Genomic DNA, 23,603 nt, shown 5'->3' on the forward strand with positions numbered 1-23,603 from the left:
AAAATAAACACTAAGGTTATTATTTTAAATAAAAGTAGCCATCATTGATGGCTATTCAGCCTTATATCTCTCGAATCAGGCATTCAGCACAAATTTCTCGATCGCATAAGCGACGCCGTCTTCCGTGTTGCTTTTGGTGACGAATTGGCTGGCTTCTTTCACTTCGTCGATGGCATTGCCCATCGCTACGCCGATGCCCGCATAGCGAATCATCGCCAGATCGTTCTGCTGGTCACCCAGCGTCATGACGCTTTCGCGTGGAATGCCGAGGTGCTCTGCCAGCATCTTCACACCTTCACCTTTGTTGACGCGCTTATCCAGAATTTCCAGATAGTATTCGGCACTCTTCATGATGGTGTAGCGTTCAAAGGCTTCCGGTGGAATCTGGCTGATGGCGCGATCCAATATCTCTGGCTCATCAATCATCATCACTTTCGGGAACGTCAGGCCGCGATCCATTTCCTCAACCGCGCGATACTTCAACGGCATTCCGGTCAGGTGGGATTCGTGAATGGTGTAAGGGCTGATGTCTTTATTGGCGGTATAGACGAAGTTGAAGTCCAACGCGTGAAAATGGGTGCCCAGTTTGCAGGCCAGCGCTTCGAAATAGAGATAATCGTCGAAGCTCAGCGCGGTTTGCGCTACGCAGTCACCGTTGATCGTACGCTGCACCAGCGCGCCGTTGTTGGTAATGCAGTAACAGCCTTCCTGCTGCAAATCCAGCTCCATCAGGTAGCGCTCGACACCAATGTAAGGACGACCGGTAGCCAACACGACCTGCACGCCTTTCTCTCTGGCAGCGGCAATCGCGGCTTTTACCGCAGGTGAAATTTGATTTTGGGGCGTCAGCAACGTCCCGTCCATATCAATAGCGATCAGTTTTACAGACATAGTTTTTCCAGCATCAAGTTATCTGTTTTCATGCTAACGCGATTCAGCGATGAAGTCGTTAGTGAAATACAGCAGGGTGACAGGCGTATGACGCGCAACGTAAAAAGCCGTGCGGTTAAGCACGGCCTTGTGACCAACGTTTTCTGCAATCGCCGTTATAGTTCTGCGCCGTTGCTGGAGATCACTTTCTTATACCAGTCAAAGCTCTTTTTCTTCGAGCGCTTGAAGGTGCCGGTGCCATCGTCGTGTTTATCCACGTAGATGAAACCGTAGCGTTTGCTGTACTGACCGGTGGTGAACGACACGCAGTCGATGCAGCCCCACGGGGTATAGCCCATCAGTTCCACGCCATCTTCCACGACGGCTTTCTTCATCTGATCGATATGCGCTTTGAGGTACTCGATGCGGTAATCATCATTAATGCTGCCGTCGGCTTCCACCTTGTCTACCGCGCCAAAACCGTTTTCGACGATGAACATCGGTTTCTGATAACGCTCATAGAAGCTGTTCAGCGTATAGCGCAGGCCAACCGGGTCGATCTGCCAGCCCCATTCCGATGCCTTCACATGCGGGTTTTTCACGCCGCCGTCAAAGCCCGTAATCGCATCTTCTTTTTTCTGGCCTTTTGCCGCCAGCTGCACCGCGCTGCTCATGTAGTAGCTGAAGCCCAGATAGTCCGTGCAACCTTCGCGCAGCGTCTGTTCGTCTTCCGGCTGCATATCAATCTGATAGCCTTTGCGCGCCCACTCTTTCAGGATGTAAGACGGGTAGTAACCACGCAGTTGCACATCACCGAACAGGTGGCGTTCACGCATCGCTTCCTGTGCAAACATCACGTCATCCGGATGGCATGACCACGGATAGATCGGCACCAGCGCCAGCATGCAGCCAATTTTGAAGTTCGGGTTAATTTCATGACCCAGTTTCACCACTTTCGCACTGGCGACAAACTGGTGGTGCAGCGTTTGGTACATCGCCTGCTCCGGCTTGTCGTGATCGGTAAAAATCACGCCGGAACAGCAGTAGCCAAACAGCGGATACTGCCAGTTACGCTGGTTGTTGATCTCATTGAAGGTCATCCAGTATTTCACTTTGGACTGGTAACGCTTCATGACCACTTCGCTGTAGCGTACAAAGAAATCCACCACTTTACGGTTCAGCCAGCCGCCGTACTGCTTAACCAGATGATGCGGCATCTCGAAATGGGACAGCGTAATCACTGGCTCGATGTTGTATTTCAGCAGCTCATCGAACAGGTCGTCATAGAATTGCAGACCCGCTTCATTCGGCTCCAGCTCATCGCCATTGGGGAAAATACGCGTCCAGGCAATCGAGGTGCGGAAGCATTTGAAGCCCATTTCGGCGAACAGGGCAACATCCTGCTTATAGTGGGAATAAAACTCCACCGCCTGATGATTCGGATAACTGACACCAGGCTGTACGCCATCGGTAATCACACGGTCAACGCCGTGGGCACCGCCGGACAGGACATCGCAAATGCTGACGCCTTTGCCGCCTTGATCCCAACCACCTTCAACTTGATGCGCCGCTACCGCGCCGCCCCACAGAAAGTCTTTCGGTAATTGTTGAACAGACATCTTGTTTCCTTCTTATTTCAGGTTTGCATATTATTAATTTATAAGCTTTTTCAGGGAGGAGATTTCCCGATGCAGTTGAATCAGCTCCTCCACCAATTCACGGCATAGCATCGCGTTCATCAGGTGATCTTGCGCGTGAACCAGAATCAGGTTGACCGGGATTTTCCCGCTGCCCTCATCGGCACCAATCAGAGCCGTCTGGATTTGATGGGCTTTACGCGCCGCAACGGAAGCCGTGTTCAGCAGTTCCTCGGCCTTGTCCCAGTCATATTTTCTGGCAGCGATCAGCGCTTCCATTGAGCTGGAGCGTGCCTCTCCCGCATAGATAATCAGTTCCATTACTGTCGTTTCATCAAGAATGGTTTCATCGCGCATCACTCACTGTCTCCTCTGCTGTACCCACTTCTTGTTCGATCAACTGACGTTCATACATTTTGAAGAAGGGGTAATAGATTAAGGATGAGACGACAATCAGTACCCCCACCAGCACCACCGCACGCCAGTCCCATCCCGTAGACCAGGCTGCGCCAATCGGGCCCGGCGTTGTCCAGGGCGCAAGAGAAATGACGCGATGCACCAAATCGGTTTTTAACGCGATATAGGCAAGGGTGGCATTTACCAGCGGCGCAGTAATAAACGGGATGAACAGCAGCGGGTTCATCACGACGGGTGAACCAAAAATCACCGGTTCATTGATGTTGAACATGCTCGGCACCACGGCCAACTTGCCGATAGAGCGCAGATGAGCAGAACGGCTGCGCAGATAGAGAAAGACCAGCCCCATGGTCGCCCCCGATCCCCCCACCGTAATGAAGAACTGCCAGAAGGGCTCAATGAAAATTTTGGTGATCGGTGCGCCCGCGTTAAACGCTTCCTGATTGATTCCTAAGTTGGTCAGCCAGAACGCCTGCAAAATGCCGCCGACGATAACGGCGCCGTGAATCCCGGCAAACCACAGCAGGTGGCAGAGCAGCACCGCGATCAGGATGGCAGGAAGCGAATCGGATGCCGAGATAATCGGCGCGAAGACAGCCATGATCGCCTGCGGCAACAGCATGCCGAACTGGCTCTGCATGAACAGGCTAAGCGGGAACAGCGTCAGGAAAATGGCAAGAATCGGGATCAGCAGATCGAAAGACTGGCGGATTTTCGGCGGTACCTGTTCCGGCAGGCGAATGCCAATATTGTGCTTCTGCAAAAAATGCATCAGCTCCGTCGAGTAGATCGCCACGATAATCGCGGTGAAAATCCCCTCGCCGCCCAGCGACCCAACCGGCAGACTTTTGTCGATTTGCGGCGCTGCAACGACCATAAACGACATCAGCGCCAGACTGGCGGCCATAAAACCGTTCATTTTATAGCTCTGCGCCAGGTTATAAGCGATGGCGCTGGTGATATACACCGCCATAATGCCCATCGTCATATTGTAGGGCATCATGATTTGTTCGCCGTGGCGTTCCACCATCCCCAGCCACCACTGCGCAAAAGCCCATTCACTATTCGGGCTAAAAGGCGGATGAGCGAATAGCATCATAAAAGAGCCGACAATTAAAAAGGGCATTGACGCAATGAACCCATCTTTAATGGCAACAACATGACGCTGGCTGGAAAGTTTCGCCGCAATGGGGCTAATACGGTTTTCGATAACGCTGAATAATGACTCGGTTAATTTACTCATTATTCCTCCCGTTATATTACGCGATCATCGCCAGGGCATCGTTAAGGACTTTCTCCCCATTCATCATGCCGTAATCAACCATATTAATAACCGCGATCGGCTTCGCTTTTTCGTCAGCTATCGCTTTGAATTCAGGCAGTTTATACTTAATCTGCGGCCCCAAAAGGCAACAGTCATATTCATCAATCAGTTCACTAAACTCTTCAAAACCTACGGCTTTTATCTCGACAGCGATCGCCTTTTGCTCGGCGACCTTTTCCATCCGCTGTACCAGCATGCTGGTAGACATTCCTGCTGCGCAACAGAGTAAAATCTTATTCATACTGCACCTCACCGTCCGTTTTTTTATTATTCAAGCAAGACGAAAAATAATATGCAACCGGTTTCATATTGTTTTTACTGTTTTTTGAAGGCGATCATAAATAGCGCAATCAGGGAATATTTTTATCCCTACACGCGTTATTGGTGATAAAAAAGGAGGATTTTTCCCTATAATGACGCCATAAAGCGGCGCAAAAGGAGAACGGGAAAGTACGATGGTAACCATGCTCGATGTAGCGAAAAAAGCCGGTGTCTCCAAAGCCACCGTATCACGCGTGCTGACAGGGAATAACTACGTCAGTAAAACCACGCGGGATCGGGTATTCCGGGCGATTGAAGAGATTGGCTACCGGCCTAACCTGCTGGCGCGTCAGCTCGCCACAAGCAAATCGCAAATCATTGGCTTGGTCGTGACCAACACGCTATACAGCGGCCCCTATTTCAGCGAATTGCTGTTCCAAACGGCGACGATGACGGAAAAATACGGGCGGCAGCTCATCATGGCGGATGGCAAACACAGTGCGGAAGAAGAGCGAGAAGCGATCCAGTTCCTGCTCGATTTACGCTGCGATGCCGTCATTATCTATCCGCGCTTTCTTTCTATCGATGCGCTGGAAAGCATTATCGAACAGCATGAACAGCCGATTATGGTCGTCAACCGCACACTGCATCGGCACGGTGACAACGGTATCTGTGCTGACCACCAGCAACACTGCCATGATGCCGTCAATTACCTGATTACGCAGGGTCATCGTGATATTGCGTTTATCTGCGGATCGCCGAATTCACCCACCGGCACGAGCCGACTGGCGGGCTACCGGCAAGCGCTGGAGGAAAATGGGATTCCCTATAGTGACAGTCTGGTTGCGCCTGGCGACTGGACGCATGACAGCGGTTATTCGGCAACAAAAACCCTGCTGCAACAGGCGGGCACTTTCAGTGCTCTGGTCGCCAGCAATGACGACATGGCGATTGGCGCGGCAAAAGCGCTGCGCGAACACGGCCTTGCAATTCCGCAGGATGTCTCGCTGCTAGGGTTCGATGATTTACCCATGGCTTCATGGTTCTATCCCCCGCTCACTACCGTACACGTGCCCGTCGCAGAGATGATCAACTATACCCTTGAGAAACTGCTGTGCCGGCTGGAGGGTGAAACCGTCGTGCCTGCGCCTGACTTCAAGGGCGAATTGATTATCCGCGATTCCGTCAGCAAAGGCCCTGCCGCTTAACCCTCGTTCACACGGTGAGGCGTCATGCCTCACATCTCATCCGCTATCACACTGATGCCGGTTTATGACTGCGCCAATTTGTGACATTTTCGTGAATAGCCTAAAGAGGTAGTGTTTCTCGCCGATAATTTATTTGTGACTTACATCACAAATAATGATGAGTCGCCGAAGGGAATGACTATAAAACAGAAGGAAGACAATCAATTGATTCTTTTATGAAAAAAGCACCTATATACCCTAAATTGACGGGTATCGGCGCTTATATCCCAGGGGATATTACGCATATGTCTACAACACTGTTACCGGTTAACCACAGCAATCCACCCATTTACTCCTCACCAACTGCGTCCAAAAGAAAACTCAGCACACGGATGCTGATGCTTCTGGCAGGCGTTACCACTATCGCACTCGGTTTTATTCTCACTATCGGCCTGCTGATCTGGCAATCCGGCCAGCAACAAAAGACCATCGCGCAGTAGTATCTTGAGCAAACGGCCTATACCAACAGTTACCTTATTCAGCAGAAGCTGGATGTCGCACTCCATGCGGCACGCAATTTGGTACAGAGCGTTGTCAGTCTGCAAGAAGCAGGCAATGCCGATCGGAAAACCGCAGAAACGCTGCTGAAGAATGCGCTGAAGAGCTACCCCGATTTCCTTTCGATGTCGCTGGCATGGGAACCTGATGCGTTCGACGGCAAAGATCGCGAGTACGCGGGTCAGCCCGATCAGGACCCGCAAGGTCGCTTCGTCCGTTATGTCGACCGCGATACCGCAGGCAACGTTGCTCTGCATAATCTGGTGGATTATGAAACGCCCGGCAGCGGCGATTACTACCTGCTGCCGAAGAAGCTCCAGAAAGAAGTGATTCTGGAACCGTATAGCTACCCTTACAACGGCGTCGATGTCCTGCTGACCTCCATTGCCGTGCCCATCATCATCAACAACAAATTTTACGGCTCCGTCACTGCGGATTTTTCACTGGATACGCTGCAACAACTTACCAACAACATCAAACCCTATGAGGGAACAGGCTACGCCCAGCTGCTGTCCCATACTGGCGCCTACATTTCCCACCCCGACAAAGCTCGGGTGACCAAAAAAATTGAAAATGACCCAACGCTGCTTGAGCATGTCACCACAGGGCGGCCTTATCAGATCGAACGTGACAATGCCGTACTGAACACGCCAGCGTTTAACGTGTATGTGCCAGTCACCATCGGCAATACCGGCACGCCCTGGATGCTCGGCCTGTCTGCTCCCGTCAATGTGGTGATGGCGGAAACGGTGCAGCAGCGTAACGTGGGCCTGCTGCTTATGATGCTGAGCATCGTGGTGGTTTCCGGCGTGCTGGGCATCATCTTTAACCGTAAGGTCGCTCGTCCTATCGGTGGGGAACCTTCTCAGGCAGCACAGATCGCGCTGTCCGTCGCGCAGGGGAATTTAACGCAGACCATTCCTGTGCAGCCAAAAGACGATAGCAGTATTTTTTACGCCATGAACGCCATGCAGTCACAGCTGAGAGATATCGCCGAGCAGCTGATTAGCACCAGCGAATCCGTCAGCCACGGTGCGACAGAAATTGCGACAGGCAACACCGATCTGGCCTCTCGTACCGAGCAACAGGCGGCGGCGCTGGAAGAAACCGCCGCCAGCATGGAGCAGATTACGGCGACGGTGAAACAGAATGCGGATAACGCCCATAACGCCACAACGCTGGCGCAGAACGCGGCCCACATCGCTCAGAAAGGTGACAAGATAGTCGGTCAGGTTGTTCACATTATGAGTGAGATCGACGACAGTTCGAAGAAGATTGCCGATATTACCAGCATCATCAACGGTATCGCATTCCAGACCAATATTCTGGCACTCAACGCGGCGGTGGAAGCCGCCAGAGCGGGCGAACAAGGGCGCGGTTTTGCCGTTGTTGCCAACGAGGTGCGTAACCTCGCACAGCGTAGCGCCAGTGCCGTAAAAGATATCACCGCGCTGATTACAGAATCCGCCAGCCGTGTCGACAGCGGCGTTACGCTGGTTCAGAGCGCCGGTGAGACCATGCAGGAAATGCTGAGTGCCGTCACGTCGGTAAAAGACATCATGGATGAGATCGTCTCAGCATCGGATGAACAATCGCGAGGGATCAGTCAGGTGACGCAGGCCGTTCACGAGATGGATGGCGTCACCCAGCAGAACGCCGCACTGGTGCAGGAAGCCACGGCTGCCGCTGCGTCACTAGAAGAACAGGCCAGACAGCTCGCGCAGACCGTGCTGGTATTCAAACTCTCGTAATCATCCTTCTTCACCCACTCCTCCGCACGGGCCGGAAACGGCCTGTGCATTATTCCCAACGTGGGCAGCAGTCTTCGAACGAATGTGACGTTGGCTTCAGCTCTGGGCTGTTTTTCTCATCAAAATTCCCAATCGTCAGCGCAATGGTCGGTTCATCATCAATCGCTCCCAGCGTGCTGCCGCAGTGCGGGCAAAAAGCCCGGCTGGAGTAATCAGACGAACGATAGCGCGCGGGTTCTCCGCCTTCACCAATCCATTCAACTGCCGACCGGGGAAACTCAACCCACAACAGCGTTGGCGCACCGGAATGCTGCTGGCAAGAAGTGCAGGAACAGGCATGGGGATTGCCCGGTTCGCCCGTGGCTCTGAACCGAATCTGACCACATAAACACCCACCCAAATATGATGTTATCGTCATGCGGTTCTCTCCCTATTCTGCGGAAAAGGCGGGTATCAATATTCGCCATCGATGATATAAGTAATATGCTAACCTTATGATCCATTTACCAGGGAGTGACGCCCTGTTCTTGCGCCAGCTCTCACGATAATAAAATCTACAGACCCGTAAGCTGCAAAGATAATATGAAATTCATAAAATTACCGCTACTGGCGCAAATCTCATCAGCGCATTTGGTGAGTCACTTCCATATGATGGTGCTGCCCGCACTGATTCCGCTGCTGTCAGCTCAGCGCGATATCAGTTTTGTCGAACTCGGGTTTGCGCTTAGCGTATTCAACATTGTCTCTGCCTGTGTGCAAACACCAATTGGCTTTATGGTGGATCGCATCGGCGCGCGCCGCACGTTAACCGCAGGTTTAGCGCTCGGAAGCCTCTGTTTTCTCTCGCTCGGTTTCTCAGACAGCTATGTTTGGCTGGTCGCCGCGATGGGGCTGGCTGGCGTGGCAAACGCGGTTTATCACCCGGCGGATTACGCCTTATTGTCGCGCGGGATTGATGAAAAACGCATGGGCCGCGCGTTCTCAGTGCATACCTTCTCCGGCTTTCTGGGCACGGCCATTGCGCCCGGTATTTTGCTGTCCATCGCCGCTTTTTCCGGCATCAATAGCGCCTTCATCGTTTCCGGCATCATCGGCTTACTGACGATACCGCTGCTTCTGACGGATCGCGATGAACCTAGCCGAATGAAACCTGCAGCGGCAACAGGCACCCAGCCGGGCAAATCGCGCGCGCCCGTGTTCACGCTGCCGATTCTGGCACTGCTGATTCTGTTCCTGCTGCTGAATTTAAGTACGGGTTCAATCCAGAATTTCTCCGTGACGGCGTTAGTCACGGGTTACGATTTGTCGCTTTCGCAGGCTAACGTGGCGCTGACCGCGTTCCTGTTCGCCAGCGCCTTTGGCGTACTGGCTGGCGGCTCACTGGCGGATAAAACCAAACGCCACGGGCTGGTCGCGACAGCGGCGTTGGCCGTCACCGCCGTGCTCGTCAGTATCGTTGCCATGTATTCCTTGCCGACTATCGTGCTGGTGCCATTGCTGGCTGCTGCTGGTTTCCTCTCCGGCATGATCGCCCCTTCTCGGGATATGTTAGTACGCGCCGCCTCACCGCCAGGCGCGGAAGGACGGGTCTTTGGGATTGTCTCCACCGGTTTCAACATCGGCGGCGCTGCGGGACCGGTGCTGTTCGGCTGGCTGCTGGATCACGGCCATCCTCACGCCATTTTCTGGTCTGCCGTCATCTTTATGCTAATCACAGCTTTCATCACGCTGCTACAGGAAATGCGTAGCGCCAAACGCCGTGCATTAGCCTGATAAAACGTTTTTCAACGTCGCTCGCGACGGCCCAAAGGGTGGCGGGCAGGAAGCTCGCCATAAAAAAAGCCAGCTCCACAGGGAGCTGGCTCAGGTAACGATAACAACGTAAACCGAATCAGATATCGATATTCATCGCTTTCAGGGCGTTCTCTTCGATAAACGCACGGCGCGGTTCAACCGCATCGCCCATTAGCGTTGTGAACAGCTCATCGGCAGCAATGGCGTCTTTCACCGTCACGCGCAGCATGCGGCGGCTGGTCGGATCCATCGTGGTTTCCCACAGCTGATCCGGGTTCATTTCACCCAGACCTTTATAACGCTGTATGGTCAGACCACGGCGGGATTCTTTCACCAGCCACTCCAATGCCTGCTCAAAGCTGGCAACCGGTTGACGACGCTCACCACGTTCGATGTACGCATCTTCTTCAATCAGGCCGCGCAGTTTTTCACCCAGCTGATTCAGCTTGCGATATTCGCTACCTGCAACGAAGCCAGCGCCCAGCGGATAATCGGTATCCACACCGTGCGTACGCACGCGCAGCGCCGGTTCAAATACGCCACGCTCTTCATCGTGGTGAATGACAAAGCTGTATGTACTGCCGTGCAATTCGTTTTCGTTCAGGCTGTTAACCAGCAATTCCGCCCACGCCTGCACGTTTTCACGCTCGTTCAAATCGGCTTCGGACAGCGTCGGTTGATAGATCAGACGGTTCAACAACGCGCGCGGGAAGCGACGTTCCATACGACCGATCAGCTTCTGTACGGCATAGTGTTCAGAAACCAGCTTCTCCAGCGGCTCCCCCGCCAGCGCAGGAGCCTGCGCATTGGTATGCAGCGTCGCGCCGTCCAGTGCCAGCATAATCTGGTACTGATCCATCGCTTCATCATCTTTGATGTACTGTTCCTGCTTGCCTTTTTTCACCTTGTACAGCGGCGGCTGCGCGATATAAACGTGGCCACGCTCAACAATTTCAGGCAGTTGACGATAGAAGAAGGTCAACAGCAGAGTACGGATGTGCGAACCATCCACGTCAGCATCGGTCATGATGATGATGTTGTGGTAGCGCAGTTTGTCCGGATTGTACTCATCGCGGCCAATGCCGCAGCCCAGCGCAGTGATCAGCGTCGCGACTTCCTGTGAGGAAAGCATCTTGTCAAAACGGGCTTTCTCAACGTTCAGGATTTTACCTTTCAGCGGCAGAATCGCCTGGTTCTTACGGTTACGTCCCTGCTTGGCAGAGCCGCCCGCTGAGTCCCCTTCCACCAGGTACAGTTCAGACAGCGCCGGGTCGCGTTCCTGACAGTCCGCCAGTTTACCCGGCAGGCCAGCTAGATCGAGTGCGCCTTTACGGCGTGTCATATCACGCGCTTTACGCGCCGCTTCACGGGCACGTGCGGCATCAATAATTTTGCCGACTACGATTTTGGCATCTGACGGGTTTTCCATCAGGTAATCCACCAGCTTCTCGTTCATCAGCGATTCGACGGCGGTTTTCACTTCAGAAGAAACCAGCTTGTCTTTAGTCTGCGAGGAGAATTTCGGATCCGGCACTTTCACGGAAACGACGGCAATCAGCCCTTCACGCGCATCGTCACCGGTGGCGCTGACTTTGGCTTTCTTGCTGTAGCCTTCTTTATCCATGTAGGTATTCAGCGTACGGGTCATCGCGGCACGGAAACCGGCCAGGTGCGTACCACCGTCGCGCTGTGGAATGTTGTTGGTAAAGCAGTAAATGTTTTCCTGGAAACCATCGTTCCACTGCAATGCCACTTCCACGCCGATGTCATCTTTCACCGTCGAGAAATAAAACACGTTCGGGTGAATAGGTGTCTTGTTGCGGTTCAGGTAATCAACGAACGCCTTGATGCCGCCGTCATAATGGTAATGATCGGCTTTATCTTTCTCACGCTCGTCGATCAGGCGAATAGAAACACCGGAGTTCAGGAACGACAGCTCACGCAGGCGCTTAGCCAGGATTTCATACTCGAATTCCACCACATTGGTGAACGTCTCATGGCTCGGCCAAAAGCGCACCGTGGTACCGGTTCTGTTGGTGTCACCCGTCACTGCCAGCGGAGCCTGCGGCACGCCGTGTTTATAAGTCTGCTCGTGAAGCTTCCCGTCGCGGTGGATAATCAGCGTCAGTTTTTCTGACAGGGCGTTAACCACGGAAACCCCTACGCCGTGGAGACCGCCGGAGACTTTATACGAGTTATCATCGAACTTACCGCCAGCGTGCAGAACGGTCATGATCACTTCAGCCGCAGACACGCCCTCTTCCGGGTGAATCCCCGTCGGAATACCACGGCCATCATCCTGCACCGACACCGAGTTATCGGCATGGATGGTGATGATAATGTCTTTACAATAGCCAGCGAGCGCTTCGTCGATAGCGTTGTCCACAACCTCGAATACCATGTGATGCAGGCCGGTACCGTCATCCGTATCGCCGATATACATACCTGGGCGTTTACGTACCGCATCCAGCCCTTTCAATACCTTGATACTTGAGGAGTCATAAGAATTCGACATCAACGTTTCTCGCTCATTTTAGTCCTGTGATTGAACCGTTATTTTACCCTGTTCTACGCGGAACATCTTGCCCTTTTCACCAACCATGTCCTCTATCTGTTCGGCGCTGACCGCGCTGACAAAAACCTGTGCATGGGTGGCTTTCAACCGTTCGGCTAACAAACGGCGGCGGGTACTATCCAGTTCGGAAGCAAAATCATCGATCAGATACAGACAGCGCAGTCCGTTCTGACGGGTGAGAAATTCACCCTGAGCCAGCCTCAGCGCGCACATCAGCAGCTTGAGCTGGCCACGGGACAGCATATCCTCAACCGCCACGCCGCTGGCGCGGATGCGGAAGTCGGCTTTATGCGGCCCCAGCGCCGTATAACCTAACATACGGTCGCGTTCGAACTGCCGTTCCAGCAGTTCGGCATACTCACTTTCTTTATCCCAGCCGCGCTGGAAAGAGAAACTGAGCGAAAATTCAGGCAGAAATTGCGTACAGGTCGTGGCGATATCATTGGCAATCGCCGCACTGTATTGCGCACGCCATTCGCTGATACGCTCCGCCAGCGGCACCAGTTCCTGGTCCCAGGCTCTAAGCTGCCCATAATGGCTCACCTGGCGCAGTGCCGCATTACGCTGGCGCAACAAACGCTTCATGTTGCTCCAGGCCGCGAAAAAGCCGGGTTCGTTATGGAAACAACCCCAGTCGAGAAAGGCGCGACGAAATTTTGGGCCGCCGTTGAGCAGGGTAAACCCTTCAGGTGTGATCAACTGTATCGGCAGCAGCTGTGCCAGTTCAGCGACTTTATGGCCGTCGCTGCCGTCAATCCGTACCTTACTGTCGCCCTGACGGTTTTTGCTTAACCCAACGGATCGCTCCGTTTCCGTACCATCAATACGACCATGCAGTACAAATTCTGGCTGATCGTGCCGAATGACGCGCCCCGCTTGAATGCTACGAAACGCCCGCCCGTGCCCTAGCGTATAAATTGCTTCCAGCACGCTGGTTTTACCGCTGCCGTTGGCACCCACTAAAAAATTAAAGCCGGGAACCAGCGCCAGATCGGCCGCCTCGATATTACGGAAATCTTTGATGAGAAGACGAGTGAGAGCCATGTTGCAGTTATCTTAATAATGAAAGGGCAAGTAAGCTTGCCCGATAATTCTACAACCGCATTGGCATAACGACATAGGCCGCCGCCCGGCTGGCGCTATCTTCGATCTGCACGCTGGAAACGGAATCGGTCAGCAGTAAACGCACTCCTTCGCACTTCAGCGCGTTCAGCACATCCAGTACGTAGCTGACGTTAAAGCCAATTTCCATCTCGGTGCCGTCGTACTGCACATCCAGAATCTCTTCCGCTTCTTCCTGCTCTGGGTTGTTGGCAGTAATTTTAAGCTGGTTCTGAATCAGGTGCAGACGCACACCGCGGAATTTTTCATTCGATAAAATCGCCGCGCGGGAGAAGGCCTGCTTGAGCAGATCGCAGCTGGCCTCCAGCGTTTTATCCGGGTTCTTCGGCAATACGCGACGATAATCAGGGAAACGCCCATCGACCAACTTCGACGTGAAAATAAAGTCGCCGACATGTGCGCGAATATTGTTGCTGCCGATCTGCAATTGCAGCGGCGTATCACCACCATCCAGCAAACGCACCAGTTCCATCACGCCTTTACGCGGCACGATCACCGAATGCGATGGTAAAGATTGACCAACCGGCATGGAGCAGACTGCCAGACGGTGACCATCCGTCGCGACCGTGCGCAGCTCTTCGCCTTCGGTTTCAAACAGCATACCGTTGAGGTAGTAGCGAACATCCTGATGCGCCATCGAAAACTGCGTCGCTTCGATCAAACGCTTCATCGTCGCCTGCGGCAGAGAAAATTCAACGTCGCTCTGCCAGTCGTCCAGATTAGGGAAATCCGCCGCAGGTAGCGTAGACAGCGAGAAACGGCTGCGGCCAGAGCGCACCAGCATGCGATCGCCATCCAGCATGATGGTAATTTCCGCGCCTTCCGGCAGGCCCCGGCAAATATCAAACAGCTTGCGGGCAGGGACAGTCGTGGCACCCGGCTCATGCGGCTGCGTCAGCGCCACTTTCGCCACCATCTCCATTTCCAGATCGGTACCAGTCAGCGACAGTGCGTCTTCCGTCACCTGAATCAGCAGGTTGCCCAGAATCGGTAAAGTCGGTCGGCCGCCCAGCGGGCTGCTGACCTGTTGTAATGGCTTTAACAGACGTTCGCGTTCAACAATAAATTTCATAGTGTTATGACGATAGAGTTCTGATTAAATTGGAAAAATCTTCTTTGATGTCGTGGCTTTCTTCACGCAACTGCTCAATCTTGCGGCAGGCATGCAACACCGTCGTATGGTCACGCCCGCCAAAGGCATCGCCGATTTCCGGCAGGCTGTGATTCGTCAGTTCTTTCGCCAACGCCATCGCCATCTGGCGCGGACGCGCCACCGAGCGGGAACGACGTTTAGACAGCAGGTCGGCTACTTTGATTTTATAGTATTCCGCCACGGTCTTTTGAATATTGTCGATAGTAACCAGTTTTTCCTGCAACGCCAGCAAATCGCGCAGCGCCTCACGCACAAAATCAATGGTGATGGAGCGGCCGGTAAAATTGGCGTTAGCGATAACACGGTTCAGTGCGCCTTCCAGCTCACGCACGTTAGAACGCAGGCGCTTAGCAATAAAGAAGGCCACTTCGCCAGGCAGACGAATATCGTTTTCATCTGCCTTTTTCATCAGAATCGCCACGCGGGTTTCCAGCTCTGGCGGTTCAATTGCGACCGTTAACCCCCAGCCGAAGCGGGATTTCAGGCGATCTTCCACGCCATTAATCTCTTTCGGGTAGCGGTCAGACGTCAGAATGATTTGCTGGTTGCCTTCCAGCAGCGCGTTGAAGGTATGAAAGAACTCTTCCTGCGAACGCTCTTTATTAGCAAAGAATTGAATATCATCGATGAGCAGCGCATCAACAGAACGGTAGTAGCGTTTGAACTCTTCAATCGCATTGTTTTGCAATGCTTTCACCATATCCTGCACGAAACGCTCGGAGTGCATGTAGACCACTTTCGCATTGGGCTTGCGGGCAATGATGCCATTCCCCACCGCGTGTAACAGGTGCGTTTTACCCAGGCCGGTGCCGCCATAAAGAAACAGCGGATTATAGGCACCGCCAGGGTTATCGGCCACCTGACGCGCCGCCGCGCGTGCTAACTGGTTCGATTTACCCTCAACGAAGTTATCAAACGTATGCTTGGGGTTCACATTGGAACGGTAAGTATGCTCCGCCTGTACCGGTGAATTATCCCAGCTTGGGCGTACCGGCGCTGATCGCACCTGCTGCTGAGGCGCAGCGCTGACCTGCTTATGATGCGGTTGCGCGGGCTGGCTGATGGTCTGAACCAGCGGTTTACTCCCCACCTCGAAACGCAGTAAAGGAGCATCCATCCCGCAGAAATCATTCAGCAAACCATTGATATTATTTAAATATTTATCACGAACCCAATCCAGAACAAAGCGATTAGGGGCGTAGAGCGCCAGAGTGTTATCACTCAGCTCCGCCTGTAACGGGCGTATCCACATACTGAATTCTGTGGCAGGTAACTCATCCTGCAAACGGGCAAGACACTGCTGCCAAAGCGAAAGCGACACGGCGGACTCCACTCGAACAAGAACGATCAAAAAGAAAAGAATAAGACGTTATTTATGTAACTCATGATTTTTTGGCGCCTGCGTTATCCACACTTGCTTCATTCACAATTCAGACAGCAGACACACCACATAGCGCGGCGATTTATCCCGACGATCCACCAAAAGGATCGCTGACGGAACCGCGGATCATAACCTAATCCGCCAAAGAGATCTTCCCCTTCTGCACAGTTTCGATCCTTTTTATCCACAGGCTATTCTTATCGCGACTCCCTGCGGCACGCCAAATGAACGGCAGGTACATATTTTACCCACCCCTGATGAAACGCATTCAAGCATACCTCCGGAGACACGATCGTTACGGTGATATCGATCATGATCTTACCGGACAGATCGTTGGAGGATCCTTGCGCTTTGCAATAGAGTCCGTATAATTCCCTGCCCGCGCGTCTACGCCTTTCTGTGCTCTGGCAGGCAGAAATTCCAAAAATAATCGGAATGGCTGGCGTGTGAAGTGTGATGTTAATTGACTCAGGACTGTACAATTATTACAATCCTGCCTCTTTCCGTTATATAGACTGTGATATGCGATTGAGGCGTCGGTCATTTTCACGCCGAACAGCCAAACGCGTTTACTGTGAAGTTATAATTATCCAAGTTTAGGTAGAAATCGCCATGAAACGCACTTTCCAACCGTCCGTATTGAAGCGTAACCGTAGCCATGGTTTCCGTGCTCGTATGGCCACCAAGAATGGTCGTCAAGTTCTGGCCCGCCGTCGTGCGAAAGGCCGTACTCGTCTGTCTGTTTCTAAGTAATAAAAGCTAACCCACCGAGTGGTTAAGCTCGCATTTCCCAGGGAGTTACGTTTGTTAACTCCCAGTCATTTCACTTTCGTCTTCCAGCAGCCACAACGGGCTGGCACGCCGCAAATCACCATTCTCGGCCGCCTGAACTCGCTGGGGCATCCCCGCATCGGTCTTACCGTCGCCAAAAAGCATGTAAAACGTGCTCATGAACGCAATCGGATTAAACGCCTGACGCGCGAAAGCTTTCGCCTGCATCAACATTCATTGCCTGCAATGGATTTTGTGGTGCTCGTGAAAAAAGGGGTATCTGAGCTGGATAACCGCACCCTGACGGAAGCATTGGAAAAACTATGGCGTCGGCACCGTCGTTTGGCTCCCGACTCCTGATCGGGTTGATACGCGGTTATCAACTCGTTATCAGCCCGTTACTCGGACCACATTGCCGGTTCCGGCCAACGTGCTCGCAATACGGGATTGAAGCAATACGCAGGTTCGGCATGATAAAAGGCTGTTGGTTGACGCTTAAACGCGTATTAAAATGCCATCCTTTGAACCCTGGTGGTGATGATCCCGTACCGCCAAAAACCGACAATAACAGAGAACATTAACGATGGATTCGCAACGCAATCTTCTTCTCATCGCTCTGCTATTCGTAACCTTTATGCTTTGGCAGGCTTGGGAAACGGATAAAAATCCGCCAACCACCACGCAAGCCATACAGCAGGCGACGAACGCAGTGACCGGTGATGCTAACAACCAGGGCGTACCAGCCAGCGGTCAAGGCAAGCTGATCACGGTGAAAACCGACGTACTGTCGCTGACAATCAACACGCGTGGCGGCGACGTCGAGCAAGCGCACCTGCTGGCTTACCCGGATACACTGGGTTCAGATAAACCTTTCCATCTGCTGGAAACCACATCAGAGTTTGTCTATCAGGCTCAGAGCGGTTTGACCGGCAAAAACGGCCCGGACAACCCGGCTAACGGCCCGCGTCCGCTGTTTACCACCACACAAGATAGCTTCGAACTGGCTGATGGCCAGAACGAACTGCGCATTCCGATGACGTACACCGCTGCGGACGGCGTAACCTATACCAAAACGTTTGTTCTGAAACGTGGCGACTATGCACTGAACGTTGACTACAGCGTCAACAACACCAGCGCGCAGCCTCTGGAACTCACGCTGTTCGGTCAGTTAAAACAGTCTATCGAATTGCCTAAGCACCGTGACACCGGCAGCAGCAACTTTGCACTGCACACCTACCGTGGCGCGGCGTTTTCTTCCAGCGAAGACAAGTACAAAAAGTACAGCTTCAGCGACATGGACGAAAACCTGAACATCACAACCAACAGTGGTTGGGTGGCGATGCTGCAACAGTACTTCGCAACCGCGTGGATTCCAACGACGGCAGGCGCGAATACGTTCTATACCAATAAACTGGGCAACGGTCAGGCTGCGATTGGCTTCAAGGCTGCACCCGTTGTGGTTGCCGCGGGCAGTCAACAGAATCTGAACGCGACCCTGTGGGTCGGCCCGGAAATTCAGGACAAGATGGCTGCTGTCGCGCCGCATCTGGACCTGACCGTAGATTACGGCTGGCTGTGGTTTATTTCTCAGCCGCTGTTTAAGCTGCTGAAATTCCTGCACGGCTTTATCGGCAACTGGGGCTTCTCCATCATTGCCATTACCTTTATCGTACGTGGCGTGATGTATCCACTGACGAAAGCGCAATACACCTCAATGGCGAAAATGCGCTTGCTGCAACCTAAATTGCAGGCAATGCGTGAGCGTATTGGTGATGACAAACAGCGCATGAGTCAGGAAATGATGGCGCTGTACAAGTCAGAGAAAGTGAACCCGCTGGGCGGTTGCTTCCCGCTGCTGATTCAGATGCCAATCTTCCTGGCGCTGTATTACATGCTGATGGGTTCCGTTGAACTGCGCCACGCACCGTTCGCGCTGTGGATTCATGACCTGTCTGCACAAGACCCGTACTACATTCTGCCGATCCTGATGGGCGTGACGATGTTCTTCATCCAGAAGATGTCACCAACCACCGTGACCGACCCAATGCAGCAGAAGATCATGACCTACATGCCGGTCATCTTTACGGTCTTCTTCCTGTGGTTCCCGTCAGGTCTGGTTATGTACTACATCGTTAGTAACCTGGTTACCATTCTCCAGCAGCAGTTGATCTACCGCGGTCTGGAAAAACGTGGTTTGCATAGCCGCGAGAAAAAGTAATCCGGTTGATGGCTAACCGATAGAAAGCGTAAGGCGGTCATTGACCGCCTTATTTTTTTAATGGCTGTTTTATCAGCCAACGATACGTAAAATAGCCTGCCAGACAGGCATCAATGCAGAGAGAACATCATGAGTAATACCGACACCATCGTCGCCCAAGCCACGCCACCGGGACGCGGAGGCGTGGGTATTTTACGCGTGTCAGGACGGGCCGCCGCCGAGGTAGCACAGGCCGTTCTGGGTAAGCTCCCTAAACCACGTCACGCCGATTACCTGCCGTTTCGCGATGCCAACGGCACCACGCTCGATCAGGGTATTGCCCTCTGGTTTCCCGGCCCGAACTCCTTTACCGGTGAAGACGTACTAGAACTTCAGGGTCACGGCGGTCCGGTTATTCTTGATTTGCTCCTGCAACGTATTCTGACCCTGCCCAACGTGCGCATTGCACGCCCCGGCGAATTCTCCGAGCGTGCCTTCCTGAACGACAAACTCGATCTTGCGCAGGCAGAAGCTATTGCTGACCTGATTGACGCCAGTTCGGAACAGGCCGCTCGATCAGCGCTGAACTCTCTGCAAGGCGTATTCTCCACCCGTATAAATCAGTTAGTGGAAGCACTTACTCACCTGCGAATCTACGTCGAGGCTGCCATCGACTTCCCAGATGAAGAGATCGACTTTCTCTCCGATGGCAAAATTGAAGCGCAGTTAAATGGTGTGATGGCCGATCTGGATGCCGTCCGAGCCGAAGCACATCAGGGGAGCCTGTTGCGTGAAGGGATGAAAGTCGTAATTGCAGGTCGCCCTAATGCCGGTAAATCCAGCTTACTCAATGCGTTAGCAGGCCGTGAAGCCGCCATTGTGACGGATATCGCCGGAACCACGCGTGACGTACTACGTGAACACATCCATATCGACGGCATGCCGCTGCATATCATCGACACCGCCGGGCTACGCGATGCTAGCGATGAAGTCGAACGCATTGGTATTGAGCGCGCCTGGCAGGAAATCGAACAAGCCGATCGTGTGCTGTTCATGGTCGATGGCACCACCACGCAGGCGACCGAACCTGAGCAAATCTGGCCGGAATTTATGGCTCGCCTGCCAAAAACGCTGCCGATTACCGTGGTACGCAACAAAGCCGACGTAACGGGTGAAATGCTCGGCATCGAAGATGTGAATACTCACTCACTTATCCGACTGTCCGCCCGTACAGGTGAAGGCATCGATACACTGCGCGACCATCTCAAGCAAAGCATGGGATTCACCAGCAACACGGAAGGCGGTTTCCTGGCTCGACGTCGTCATCTGCAAGCGCTGGAACTGGCTGCACAGCATCTGATTCAGGGGAAAGAACAACTGGTGAGCGCCTACGCGGGCGAACTGCTGGCAGAAGAACTGCGGCTGGCACAGCAGTCCCTGAGTGAAATCACCGGCGAATTCACCTCCGACGATCTGTTAGGCCGTATTTTCTCGAGCTTCTGTATTGGGAAGTGACGCTGAGTTCGTAAGCGTCCATTCACTTCCGCTGATCTCGCATAGCTGATTGTTATGCGAGATTTTTTGTTCCATTGACAGCAATCAAAACCTGCTTAGAACCAAGGGTTTTTGTGTCGGTGGATTAATTCAGCTCCTGTGGCTAGTGTAAAACAGCAGACAATGGGTTAGTTTCACTGTAACACGGTGTCAGTTACGTTCAGGCGACCGAATTTCTGGCGATGCTGGATGATATACATGGAGATACTCTGTCAATGAACCAGGAAGATTCTAGGCATGTCTAAAACCGAGGCACAGACACGCGCCGCCCTGATTGACCAGCAGCTCGCACAGTCAGGTTGGAACGTCAAAGACCCGACCCAGGTCATCGAAGAATTCAACATCCTCACGGTCAAACCTACGGGAGTTGCCGAGCCCTCCCCTTCCTATCAGAGTCATCAGTTCAGCGATTACGTCTTGCTGGGCAAGGATGGCAAGCCTCTGGCCGTGATCGAAGCCAAGAATATTGGCCGTGATGCAGCATTGGGGCGAGAGCAAGCCAAACAGTATTGCTACAGCATCCAGAAGCAACTGGGAGGAGAACTACCATTCTGCTTCTACAGCAACGGCCTTGAACACTATTTCTGGGAGCTTGAGAACACTCCACCCCGCAAAGTCGTTGGCTTTCCAACACGCGACGATCTGGAGCGTTTTGCCTACATCCGCCGTAATCGTAAACCGCTCACACAGGCCTTCATCAACACGTCGATTGCCGGACGTGATTACCAAATCCACGCCATTCGCGCGGTACTTGAAGGCATCGAGCAGAAAAAACGCGATTTCCTGCTGGTAATGGCTACGGGTACAGGTAAAACACGCACCTGCATTGCCATGGTCGATGCGCTGATGCGCGCAGGCCACGCCGAGAAGGTGTTGTTCCTGGTCGACCGCATAGCTCTGCGCGAGCAAGCCTTAGCAGCATTTAAAGAACATTTGCCCAGTGAACCACGGTGGCCTAACGTGGGCGAAAAAATTATCGCCAAGGATCGTCGCATTTACGTAGCCACCTACCCAACGATGCTCAACATCATCCGCGATGAAGCCCAGCATTTATCACCGCATTTTTTCGACGTCATCATCGTGGATGAAAGCCACCGCTCCATCTACAACACCTACGGCGAAGTCATTAATTATTTCAAAACGATCACCCTAGGTCTAACAGCTACACCGACTGATATTATTGACCATAACACCTTTGAGCTCTTCCATTGTGAGGATGGCCTCCCCACCTTTGCCTACACGTTCGAAGAAGCTGTCGACCGTAAACCACCTTATCTCTGCAACTTCCAGGTCATGAAGATCCAGACCAAGTTTCAGATGGAGGGCATCAGCAAGCGCACCATCTCGCTGGAAGACCAGAAAAAGCTCATTCTGCAGGGTAAAGACATCGAAGAGATCAACTTTGAAGGTTCCCAACTTGAAAAACAGGTGATCAACAAAGGTACCAATACCCTAATCGTCAGGGAGTTCATGGAAGAGAGCGTCAAAGATGCCAACGGTGTATTGCCCGGCAAGACGATCTTCTTCTGCACTTCCAAGGCCCATGCCCGCCGTGTCGAAGAAATATTCGACAAACTCTATCCACAATACCATGGTGAGCTGGCGAAGGTCCTGGTATCAGATGACCCACGTGTCTATGGCAAGAACGGCCTGCTGGATCAATTTACCCACAACGACATGCCACGCATCGCAATCAGCGTAGACATGCTCGATACGGGTATCGACGTGCGCGAAATCGTTAATTTGGTGTTTGCCAAACCGGTATATTCCTACACCAAGTTCTGGCAGATGATCGGGCGTGGTACGCGTCTGCTGGAAACCAGCAAACTCAACCCCTGGTGTACAGAGAAAGAGGTATTCCTAATCCTCGACTGCTGGGACAACTTCGAATACTTCAAGCTGCAGCCCAAAGGCAAGGCGCTCAAGGCTCAGTTACCACTACCCGTGCGTTTGGTGGGTCTACGTCTGGACAAGATCGACAAAGCCATTGCGTGTGACCATGATGACATTGCCACACGCGAAATTATAAAGCTGCGTCAGCAGATCTCAACATTGCCCAGTAACGCCGTGGTGATCAAGGACGCCGCTACTGCATTGGCTCGGCTGGAGGAAGAAAATTTCTGGAAAAATCTGACGCCTCAGAAGCTAGAATTTCTGCGAGCCGAGATCAAGCCGCTGTTCCGCATCGTATCGGAAACTGATTTCAAGGCCATGCGTTTCGAGCGCGATGTGCTCGAATACTCACTGGCGATACTCAACGAAGACAAAGAGCAGGCCAACACACTCAAAGATGGTATCGTCGAGCAGATCGGCGAGTTGCCGCTGTCAGTCAGCTTCGTCAAGCAGCAGGAAACGTTGATTCATACCGCGCAGACCAGCCACTACTGGGCCAAGACTGATGAAGATACTTTCGATGAACTGGTGGCAAAACTCGCCCCGTTGATGAAATTCCGTGAACAGAGCACAAGTTCCGGGCCAGTACATCTGGATCTCACTGATGTTCTGCATAATAAAGAAATGGTCGAATTCGGTCCGCAGCATGAAGCCATCAGCACCAGCCGCTACCGTGAGATGGTCGAGGCGATGATAGCCGAACTTACCGCACACAACCCAGTGCTGCAGAAAATCAAGAATGGCGAGGTAGTGAGCGAAGAGGAGGCCGGCCAACTGGCCGAGCTGCTGCAGGACGAGCATCCACACATCACTGAAGATCTTCTGCGCCAGATCTATAAGAACCGCAAGGCACGCTTCATCCAGTTCATCCGCCATATCCTCGGTATCCACGTGTTGCAGAGCTTCCCAGATGAAGTCAGTGCTGCATTTGATCAGTTCATCCGAGCCCACACCACCTTGTCTAGCCGCCAGATGGAATTTCTCAATCTATTGAAGAACTTCATTATTGAGCGCGAAAAAGTGGAGAAGAAAGACCTGATCGACGCCCCCTTCACAGTTATTCACCCACAAGGCATTCGTGGCGTATTCAATCTGGCAGAAATCAATGAAATTCTGCAACTGACCGAGAATCTGGCAGCGTGATGGCAAATGACACAA

Annotated in this window: 18 protein-coding genes and 1 pseudogene; 9 read left to right on the forward strand and 10 right to left on the reverse strand. The window is 52.8% G+C overall.

What is annotated here, in order from left to right:
* Window positions 1-75 precede the first annotated feature (75 nt).
* The 5 genes from yidA to WCT94_RS15025 all read right to left on the reverse strand — a co-directional run bounded on the left by yidA (window position 76) and on the right by WCT94_RS15025 (window position 4,489).
* Window positions 76-891, reverse strand: coding sequence for a sugar-phosphatase (gene yidA, locus WCT94_RS15005; RefSeq protein WP_336870192.1), 816 nt, complete (start codon window positions 889-891; stop codon window positions 76-78).
* A 155-nt stretch (window positions 892-1,046) separates the two neighbouring features.
* Entirely contained in the window at window positions 1,047-2,489 is a 1,443-nt protein-coding gene (locus tag WCT94_RS15010; protein ID WP_336870193.1) for a 6-phospho-beta-glucosidase, read from the reverse strand.
* 33 nt (window positions 2,490-2,522) lie between these two features.
* Window positions 2,523-2,864, reverse strand: a complete 342-nt coding sequence (locus tag WCT94_RS15015; protein WP_336870241.1) for a PTS lactose/cellobiose transporter subunit IIA — start codon at window positions 2,862-2,864, stop codon at window positions 2,523-2,525.
* Window positions 2,854-4,167 (reverse strand): PTS sugar transporter subunit IIC, encoded by a 1,314-nt coding sequence (locus tag WCT94_RS15020; protein WP_336870194.1) that lies wholly within the window; start codon window positions 4,165-4,167, stop codon window positions 2,854-2,856. The genes WCT94_RS15015 and WCT94_RS15020 overlap by 11 nt, the downstream gene beginning before the upstream one ends.
* Window positions 4,168-4,183: 16 nt before the next feature.
* Window positions 4,184-4,489 (reverse strand): PTS sugar transporter subunit IIB, encoded by a 306-nt coding sequence (locus tag WCT94_RS15025; protein WP_336870195.1) that lies wholly within the window; start codon window positions 4,487-4,489, stop codon window positions 4,184-4,186.
* Between the two features lie 214 nt (window positions 4,490-4,703).
* Between WCT94_RS15025 and WCT94_RS15030 the strand changes: the two genes are divergently transcribed.
* Together WCT94_RS15030 and WCT94_RS15035 are read left to right on the forward strand one after the other, a co-directional pair.
* Window positions 4,704-5,717, forward strand: coding sequence for a LacI family DNA-binding transcriptional regulator (locus WCT94_RS15030; RefSeq protein WP_336870196.1), 1,014 nt, complete (start codon window positions 4,704-4,706; stop codon window positions 5,715-5,717).
* 284 nt (window positions 5,718-6,001) lie between these two features.
* Window positions 6,002-8,005 (forward strand): annotated as a pseudogene (locus WCT94_RS15035) (methyl-accepting chemotaxis protein).
* 49 nt (window positions 8,006-8,054) lie between these two features.
* On the opposite strand, the gene WCT94_RS15040 reads toward WCT94_RS15035, so the two are convergent.
* Window positions 8,055-8,423, reverse strand: coding sequence for a GFA family protein (locus WCT94_RS15040; protein WP_336870197.1), 369 nt, complete (start codon window positions 8,421-8,423; stop codon window positions 8,055-8,057).
* 164 nt (window positions 8,424-8,587) lie between these two features.
* Between WCT94_RS15040 and WCT94_RS15045 the strand changes: the two genes are divergently transcribed.
* The gene (locus WCT94_RS15045; RefSeq protein ID WP_336870198.1) at window positions 8,588-9,778 is read left to right on the forward strand and encodes an MFS transporter; all 1,191 of its coding nucleotides are present in this window, start codon (window positions 8,588-8,590) and stop codon (window positions 9,776-9,778) included.
* A 118-nt stretch (window positions 9,779-9,896) separates the two neighbouring features.
* On the opposite strand, the gene gyrB is transcribed toward WCT94_RS15045, so the two are convergent.
* The 4 genes from gyrB to dnaA are packed head-to-tail and all read right to left on the reverse strand — an operon-like array spanning window position 9,897 to window position 15,970.
* Window positions 9,897-12,314 (reverse strand): DNA topoisomerase (ATP-hydrolyzing) subunit B, encoded by a 2,418-nt coding sequence (gyrB, locus tag WCT94_RS15050; protein ID WP_336870199.1) that lies wholly within the window; start codon window positions 12,312-12,314, stop codon window positions 9,897-9,899.
* Between the two features lie 18 nt (window positions 12,315-12,332).
* Window positions 12,333-13,418: a DNA replication/repair protein RecF gene (gene recF / locus WCT94_RS15055; RefSeq protein WP_010281217.1), complete on the reverse strand. Its 1,086-nt coding sequence runs from the start codon at window positions 13,416-13,418 to the stop codon at window positions 12,333-12,335.
* A gap of 49 nt (window positions 13,419-13,467) precedes the next feature.
* Window positions 13,468-14,568 carry a DNA polymerase III subunit beta gene (gene dnaN, locus WCT94_RS15060; RefSeq protein WP_012772749.1) on the reverse strand — a complete coding sequence of 367 codons (1,101 nt, stop codon included), beginning with the start codon at window positions 14,566-14,568 and terminating at the stop codon, window positions 13,468-13,470.
* A 4-nt stretch (window positions 14,569-14,572) separates the two neighbouring features.
* Complete coding sequence (dnaA, locus tag WCT94_RS15065) at window positions 14,573-15,970, reverse strand: chromosomal replication initiator protein DnaA (protein ID WP_336870200.1); 1,398 nt, start codon at window positions 15,968-15,970, stop codon at window positions 14,573-14,575.
* A gap of 672 nt (window positions 15,971-16,642) precedes the next feature.
* Here dnaA and rpmH point away from each other — a divergent pair.
* The 6 genes from rpmH (at window position 16,643) to WCT94_RS15095 (ending at window position 23,588) form a co-directional block, all read left to right on the forward strand.
* Complete coding sequence (gene rpmH, locus WCT94_RS15070) at window positions 16,643-16,783, forward strand: 50S ribosomal protein L34 (protein WP_005976668.1); 141 nt, start codon at window positions 16,643-16,645, stop codon at window positions 16,781-16,783.
* Between the two features lie 18 nt (window positions 16,784-16,801).
* Window positions 16,802-17,161: a ribonuclease P protein component gene (rnpA, locus tag WCT94_RS15075; protein WP_071821045.1), complete on the forward strand. Its 360-nt coding sequence runs from the start codon at window positions 16,802-16,804 to the stop codon at window positions 17,159-17,161.
* The gene (gene yidD / locus WCT94_RS15080) at window positions 17,125-17,382 is read left to right on the forward strand and encodes a membrane protein insertion efficiency factor YidD (protein ID WP_071821043.1); all 258 of its coding nucleotides are present in this window, start codon (window positions 17,125-17,127) and stop codon (window positions 17,380-17,382) included. The genes rnpA and yidD overlap by 37 nt, the downstream gene beginning before the upstream one ends.
* A gap of 2 nt (window positions 17,383-17,384) precedes the next feature.
* Window positions 17,385-19,019 carry a membrane protein insertase YidC gene (gene yidC, locus WCT94_RS15085; RefSeq protein WP_336870201.1) on the forward strand — a complete coding sequence of 545 codons (1,635 nt, stop codon included), beginning with the start codon at window positions 17,385-17,387 and terminating at the stop codon, window positions 19,017-19,019.
* 129 nt (window positions 19,020-19,148) lie between these two features.
* Window positions 19,149-20,513 (forward strand): tRNA uridine-5-carboxymethylaminomethyl(34) synthesis GTPase MnmE, encoded by a 1,365-nt coding sequence (mnmE, locus tag WCT94_RS15090; protein ID WP_336870202.1) that lies wholly within the window; start codon window positions 19,149-19,151, stop codon window positions 20,511-20,513.
* A gap of 276 nt (window positions 20,514-20,789) precedes the next feature.
* A complete protein-coding gene (locus WCT94_RS15095) occupies window positions 20,790-23,588 on the forward strand; it encodes a type I restriction endonuclease subunit R (protein WP_336870203.1) in 2,799 nt (932 codons plus the stop codon).
* Window positions 23,589-23,603 lie beyond the last annotated feature (15 nt).

The organism is Pectobacterium sp. 1950-15, from assembly GCF_037136835.1.
In the GTDB taxonomy this organism is placed as follows: domain Bacteria; phylum Pseudomonadota; class Gammaproteobacteria; order Enterobacterales; family Enterobacteriaceae; genus Pectobacterium.